Source organism: candidate division WOR-3 bacterium (genome assembly GCA_029858255.1).
GTDB lineage: Bacteria > Hydrothermota > Tepidihabitantia > SM23-42 > SM23-42 > SM23-42.
Genome location: JAOUFJ010000057.1, coordinates 1 through 6,869, shown reverse-complemented (window position 1 = coordinate 6,869; position 6,869 = coordinate 1). Strand labels below are relative to the sequence as shown.

The window sequence follows — 6,869 nt, the reverse complement described above, 5'->3', positions numbered from 1 at the left end:
CTCCATGTCTCCTCCTCGGGGCACTCAATCATACCCCTTTTTGGACGGAGCACAACCCTAAGAGTGTCTACTAAATTCTAGCCAATGTGTCCCACATGTGCTGAAACAGAACAGTTGCGCTATCTTCAGGATGAGGAAATCAGAACGCTGCTCAATTGCTGTGCTGACCATCTAAAACCTATCGTGATTATGGCTTTGAATACGGGAATGAGAAAAGGAGAAATTCTGAACCTAACCTGGGGTGACATCAATCTCAAAACTCGGATGATCACTATCAAAAACTCGAAGAACAATACATCAAGGATAATTCCAATCAATGATGCTACATATAAGATATTTATTTCTCTCGGTCAACAGCTGGTTGGACAATACGTGTTTTCGCACCCAGATGGGAAACCTTATCGGGATATCAAAGATGGATTCACGGCAGCAGTCAACAGAGCCAAATTGTCTGATCTACGCTTCCATGATCTCAGACATACCTTTGCTTCTCATCTAGTCATGAATGGTGTGCCGATATTGGAGGTTCAAAAACTGCTTGGGCACAAGACACTCTCAATGACCTTGAGATACAGTCATCTTTCAAACAAGAATCTCAGAGATGCGGTTGACAAACTGGATTTTTCCGAATATAATGCTTCCGAGGACCGCACAAATACCGCACATCGAGTCATGGCAAATGATTAGTGCTGGGAAAGTGTTGTCAGTATTGACGCCGAGATGGCGGAACTGGGAGACGCGGCGGACTCAAAATCCGATTCCACCATTTTTGACAACCTTCGATATTCCAGCCAAAATCAAGCAAACCCAAGCCAGATAATGTTTTCACCCATTCTGTCCTTTGAGGGATTTTCTGCCTGTTATTTAGTGCTATCGATAGATCAAGAAAGAGTGGCGAAATGCTTAACGATGAGGCGTGACAGGATGCATCCAACTCGGCATCAACCCAGAGTAATTTGCACTCGCGATCGCCGGGGCGGGGAATTCGAGGTCTCCACGAAGTTTTCGGCGTCTTGTAGAAAACTTCATGGAGAAAAGGGGGTGTCCCCCTTTGCACCCTTATGTTTTGGTAAATACACCACACAAATACCGCACATGGGGTCGGTGGTTTTGATGACTGCCGACCCCTATGTGGTTCGTCAGAGTCTTAATGAGATAAGTTGGATTCTGGCTGACACCTTATTGGGTTTGTCAAATGCATTGGTGCAATCGCTCCTTGCGTCAAACTGTATTGAATTTGCATGAACCCCAGCATATCCTGCGTTATATCCTGCGACTGCACCGATTATGGGAAATGATACAGCAGGAACGATACCAATCCAATACTTGTCTCCTGAATTAATGTCGTGACTAACGCCAATTACCCAACTCACACCATAAAAAATCGCTCCACCAATTACGGCTCCGGTAATCGAACCTATCACACTCCTTCCGAAAGAACCGTTTGGTTCCATTACGCTGTTGCCAACCAAAGTTGCACCAACTGCCGGTCCGATTGGAGCAGCAACACAGTAAGCTGAAATCCAGTCATCAGTCACCTGGTATGTGATGAGACCAAGCAGAAAACTGCATCCTGCTGCTCCGGCAGCCTCAAACATCACTTTTCCATAAGTTATTCTGTTCGCACTCGCCGAATTATCTTCGTGTGTTGCATTTTTAATTGTAATGGGAATATTCTTGTAATCGAAAAATCTTGCTTTATCGCAAAGAATTATTCCATGATTATCCAACGTAGACCCAAAATCACAACTATAAATGGACTGCATGTTGCCATGCACATCATAGATGGGTTTATTCGCAGCCCCTAATTCAAACAGCAGTAGTATACAGAAAATTTGGAGGTTTATCACGAGCTCTCCACGGTTATTATAATATTAATAATTACTGTGTCAATATCGTTTCATGGATTTTCTGTCTATTACCCTATGTTTTGGTAAATACACCACACAAATACCGCACAAAAAAGAAGAGGGAGTGATCTTAATCGATCACTCCCCTTCTCATGATTCACCAAGAATAATTACTTCATTCTAATGATTTTCTCACATAAGATTTGTTCCAACCCAGGATATTCGATCCTGACAAAATAAACGCCTTGGGGTGTCTGTCTACCATCGTTATCGTCACCTTGCCAGGTGAACATTTCGTTACCCTGAATAGATCCACAATGGAGATTTTTGATCAACCTGCCCGAAACATCATAAACATTCACAGTAATCTCACCTTCATATTGAGCATCAAATCTGATGTCCAGAATATTCTTGAACGGATTGGGGTGAACTTCCATAGTGTTCAAAGGACGCGATGATTCATTGTCTTCTGCTATTCCAACTTGATATTCATAGATCTTCGTCTGGTTATTGCCGGAAATTATCACCTCAGATAACCCATTACCATCGACATCATACACACGCACACTCGAACCGCTGACGTTGCCCGGTAAGGTTTCCCAGACATAGAATGAATCATTACCGGCCGCTTTGATGATATGGATGGTCTGTCTTCCCTCCAGGGCAATTTCCGGGATACTATCGCCATCCACATCACCAACGTCTGAATAACCACCATAGTAATCACCACCCCATAATGTGAAGGTCTTGATGATCTCATAGGTATTATCACCTGTTGCTTCAAAGATGAAAGCATGAATCTCAGCACTTGGGATCACATATCCCTTAACCACAAATTCCATCTTACCGTCACCATCGGCGTCAGGAACAGAAAAACAGTCCCTAATGTTGAGTGTCGGAAGTTGCTGGAGAAGAACTTCTTGATACGTATTATTGCCAGTACACTCCCAGATGCTATATTCACCACCGGAGTAACCCCAGACAAATTCGTTCTGATTATCCGAATCAAAGTCACCAAAAGCAAGCGTAGACATTGAAGTATGTGTTGCGGCGGTTATGACTGTAGTGACATGTTCGTAAAGATTATTGCCGATGGATTCATAAATTTCCAAGTCAGTGTAATAACCACATACTTTCGCGATTTCCGGCAGACCATCTTGATCAATATCATGAACACAGATTGGCGTAACCAATGGAAACCCCACTGTATCCCGCCACACCTCCTCAGTAGGATAGGAAAAAGAATCGACGGATTCGTAGATCATTATGCCGTCAGCCAATGATGGAGTCTCAATATGAAACTGAAGTGCTAGATCATATAAACCATCGTTATCAAAATCACCGGAGTCCCAGAGCAGATCGCCACCAACCAGCGGAACGGAATCAACCTGCCAATCATTAGGCAAGTGCAGCTCGAAAATATAGACATAAGGCGGCCAACTGCCATAAGTCGTGAAAATAAACTCAAGATGCGTATCTCGATCAGTATCTATAACCTGCATTACAGTATTGCCGAAACCACTAACTCCTTGAGGCAAATACCATTTCTCAACGAAATTGCTGAGCAGTAATGGAAGTATCAAGAGAATCGTCATTTCCCTCTTTGAAGGTAGAGCAGCAGGAATATCCTATACGTCAAAATTACCATATTACCATTTCACAATAAGTATCTTCTGACACAGCATATCACCTGAATGGAGGTTGTCAATATGTGCCTGTTACAACGTATCCCCAAGTCAGACCAGAGAAAATACCGCACAAAGTGAGGAGCTGGCTTTGTGGCTGGCTCCTCTTTTTTTTGTAATCCAGAATCTATTGACATACCCTTCTTGTAGGCTAAAATCTTGCGGAGGAAGGATTGAGTAGTGTTCATAGAGTGGCTGGTGTATTTACTGTTCTGACAATTCTTATATCGGCATGTGATCTCCTTAATGCCTACCCACCAGGCTGGTCAGATGATATTCTGATCAGCCCTCAGACTGCTGGATATAGCGATTATCCTGATCTGGTGACAGACAATCAGAATAATGTCTGGGTAGCCTGGGACAGTGCGGGTTGGACTGGTGGGTACATATATTGTACAAAACGTGACAGTCTGGGTAATTGTCTGATCCCGGAAACAGAAGTATCTCCGAGTGGCTATTCCCGTTATGTGAGGATAGAGGCTGACGCTGAGGATAATATTCATTTTGTCTGGCGGGCACTTTCGTATGAGGGTTATGGGCTTGGCTATGCAAAATTCGCCAACAATGGTGCCGTAGTTGTTTCGCCTCATCTCGTTGTGAGCGGCACCGGTGGCGGTGGTCCTATTGCCATGGAAATAGCCATTGACGTATGGGATGATATCCGTGTCATATGGGAGGAAACCGAGGTGACTCAATATGTCGAACAGATCAACTACACGCTCTTGAATAGTAACGGCGATACGCTGGTCAGCAAGTTAACGGTATCGCCTCCAGATACTAATTGTTATTATCCCAGCATTTGCGTCGATAGTGCTGGCAACAATCACATTCTCTTTCGAGCCAATTGTCCACCTTTTGAATGGCTCATGTACACAAAAGTCGACAAATATGGGAACATCATTGTACCCAATAGCATTGTCACTCAGGGCACTAGCCCTTCTCTTGTATGTGATAATAGTGGTAATCTGCATGTTTTTTTTAAGAGTCCCGCAGGATCTGGAAATAGCATCTATTACACAAAACTTAATAACAGCGGGAACATCATGGTTAATCCTGTGTGCGTCAGTGTTCCATATTACAGTAGTTGGCAGTGTCATGTGGCGATTGATTCAGATCAATACTTGCATACCGTGTGGGATGAAAACAGATCCAGAGAATTTGCCTGGATAGTGTATACGAAGATGGATACGTTAGGTAATGTAGTTATACCGCCTCTGGATATCGTTTTTCCGCCGCATACCTTTTGGTCGATAGAGGCTCGGATTGCCGTGGACAATAACAATCGGCTGCACGTTGTATGGATCGATGGCAGAATAGACACGGTAGCCAAAATCTTCTACAAGCGTGGGGAGAACGAAACTGGTATAGAGGAATTGCCCGAAACCCACTACGAAACGACAGCGTTCAGTGTTACGCCCAATCCTTTCAGACACACAACGACCGTACGACACTCGGTGCCGAGAGTAGTCAGTATGGAAATATTCGACTCTTCAGGACGTCTGGTTAAGGCTTTTGATCAAGTATCAACTATCGAGCAGCCAGGATCAGCAGTCTGGGACGGCACGGACAATCACGGCAGTCGCATATCATCAGGGGTGTACTTTCTTCACATCCAATCGCCGAATGGTGTACAATCCATACCAGTAGTCTTACTGAGGTGACTAACATGCGATCAGATTGGAGAATTGCACCAGTTGCTGGCATCCTCGTAGGAGCAAATATCCTTGTTTTCACACTCCTGCTTACCTTTTATGCCTTCAGTATCATCCTATCTCCCGCCATGAAGATAATGTTCTTCGTGTTCTTGTCTTTGATACTACAACTTGCAGTGTATCTCAATATTGCTTCCTTGTTCAGAAAAAAGTATGCCTATGCGTTGCTTAGCATCCCATTGTATCCCATACCAGCCATGACCGCCGCACTCGTGAAAGGTACGACAGCCAATGAAGTTGTAATATTGTATATCATCAACTTAGTGATAGGTTCCGCAGCTTCTTTGTATCTCGGACTACGGTATAAAGAAAGAAGGAGATAACATGCAATCCGGTTGGGAATTTCATATAGATTCGCGCGAGAGCCTAGAAGAAGCAGCAGAATACTATCATGATCAGCATTTCGCCATAGCCGATATCTCTTACGATGAACGGGGCAAGACCTTTTCTGTAGAGTTTTGGCGGGTTCTATATAAAGAAGCCAAGAAAAAACGTGATTTCCTTATATACCAAGTACTTTCTGCACCGGTGGTAAGAACGAAGCTGATCTTCCAAAATGTTGATGAAATGAAGATCCTAGATGAACAGCCTGTTGATGAAATGATCACCATATTGTACGAATCGACAAAGAGAGAGATAAGAATCATCTGCTGTAATGGCACAAGAATCCTCTTGAGAGTCAATAGGCTTGATGGTATTATGGCAGATATTGGCGAACAGATACCCGATGCTCATTATTACGTGACTTTGCTCTATTGGATTGAGATAGGCTATCCTTGGCAATTGCTGCAGGATATGTACAAAGACGAAACGACGGACCAGCAGAACCATACTCCACCTCGTAGGTTAAGAAATGATTCAGAATAGGGTATCACGATATTCTGCGGAACCTCCCCACCCATTTCCGCCAGGAACGATGCGTCGCCAGTCGGCGGAGATTGCCGCGTCGCTACGCTCCTCGCAATGACGACCGACTGATTATTCGTTGACTTCGATTTCCATCTGTGTATAATCTACACTGATAGTGGATGATTCATTACTGTTATCTGTCATCAGTAAAAGCCGAGATGGCGGAACTGGGAGACGCGGCGGACTCAAAATCCGCAGTGCTGAAAGGCGCGTGGGGGTTCAACTCCCCCTCTCGGCATTCCTATTATAAGCAATTAACCCCAATCATTCGTTTAGTCCAGCCATAACGCACTAACCATCCTGCCACGAGGGAATCACCACGGAATGCCAAATACCAAATTCTAATATCTAAATACTAAACAAATTCAAATTTCAAAATTATAATGACATAAACAGCAAGTTTTGAATTTTTGTATTTGCGCTTTGTGATTGCTTCGTCGTCCCTCGGCACGCTCGGTACTCCTCGCAATGACCTTGAATGGCTGTAATTTTCGATGATGTACTATATGTTTTTGCTATTTGGATTTGTTTGATACGGCTTTGCCGAATCAAACAGTCCAATTCTGTAGTCTTACGTCTTTGAGTTTTACGTTGAACTTCAAACACGGCGTGCGGTCTATTTCAACGCCTTTTTGTTTGGCATCGATCATGAACTCCACCATGCTCTGGTCATCGACATTCAAGTCCCCGAGCGGAATAGACATTTCTCCACC

Annotated in this window: 6 protein-coding genes and 1 tRNA gene; 5 read left to right on the top strand and 2 right to left on the bottom strand. The window is 43.9% G+C overall.

Annotated elements, in window-relative coordinates; all coding sequences use genetic code 11:
• The first annotated feature begins 84 nt into the window (after positions 1–84).
• Positions 85–687 (top strand): site-specific integrase, encoded by a 603-nt coding sequence (locus OEV79_12110; protein ID MDH4212179.1) that lies wholly within the window; start codon positions 85–87, stop codon positions 685–687.
• A gap of 452 nt (positions 688–1,139) precedes the next feature.
• Here OEV79_12110 and OEV79_12105 read toward each other — a convergent pair whose 3' ends face one another.
• Both OEV79_12105 and OEV79_12100 read right to left on the bottom strand, forming a co-directional pair.
• On the bottom strand, positions 1,140–1,850 hold the full coding sequence (locus tag OEV79_12105; GenBank protein ID MDH4212178.1) for a hypothetical protein: 711 nt from the start codon (positions 1,848–1,850) through the stop codon (positions 1,140–1,142).
• Positions 1,851–2,020: 170 nt separating this feature from the next.
• Entirely contained in the window at positions 2,021–3,445 is a 1,425-nt protein-coding gene (locus OEV79_12100; GenBank protein ID MDH4212177.1) for an FG-GAP-like repeat-containing protein, read from the bottom strand.
• Between the two features lie 263 nt (positions 3,446–3,708).
• Here OEV79_12100 and OEV79_12095 point away from each other — a divergent pair, with 263 nt between their 5' ends.
• The 4 genes from OEV79_12095 to OEV79_12080 all read left to right on the top strand — a co-directional run bounded on the left by OEV79_12095 (position 3,709) and on the right by OEV79_12080 (position 6,394).
• The gene (locus tag OEV79_12095; GenBank protein ID MDH4212176.1) at positions 3,709–5,196 is read left to right on the top strand and encodes a T9SS type A sorting domain-containing protein; all 1,488 of its coding nucleotides are present in this window, start codon (positions 3,709–3,711) and stop codon (positions 5,194–5,196) included.
• Between the two features lie 5 nt (positions 5,197–5,201).
• Complete coding sequence (locus tag OEV79_12090) at positions 5,202–5,570, top strand: hypothetical protein (protein ID MDH4212175.1); 369 nt, start codon at positions 5,202–5,204, stop codon at positions 5,568–5,570.
• 1 nt (position 5,571) lies between these two features.
• Positions 5,572–6,114 carry a DUF2948 family protein gene (locus OEV79_12085; GenBank protein ID MDH4212174.1) on the top strand — a complete coding sequence of 181 codons (543 nt, stop codon included), beginning with the start codon at positions 5,572–5,574 and terminating at the stop codon, positions 6,112–6,114.
• Positions 6,115–6,308: 194 nt separating this feature from the next.
• A tRNA-Leu gene (locus OEV79_12080) sits at positions 6,309–6,394 on the top strand.
• Positions 6,395–6,869 lie beyond the last annotated feature (475 nt).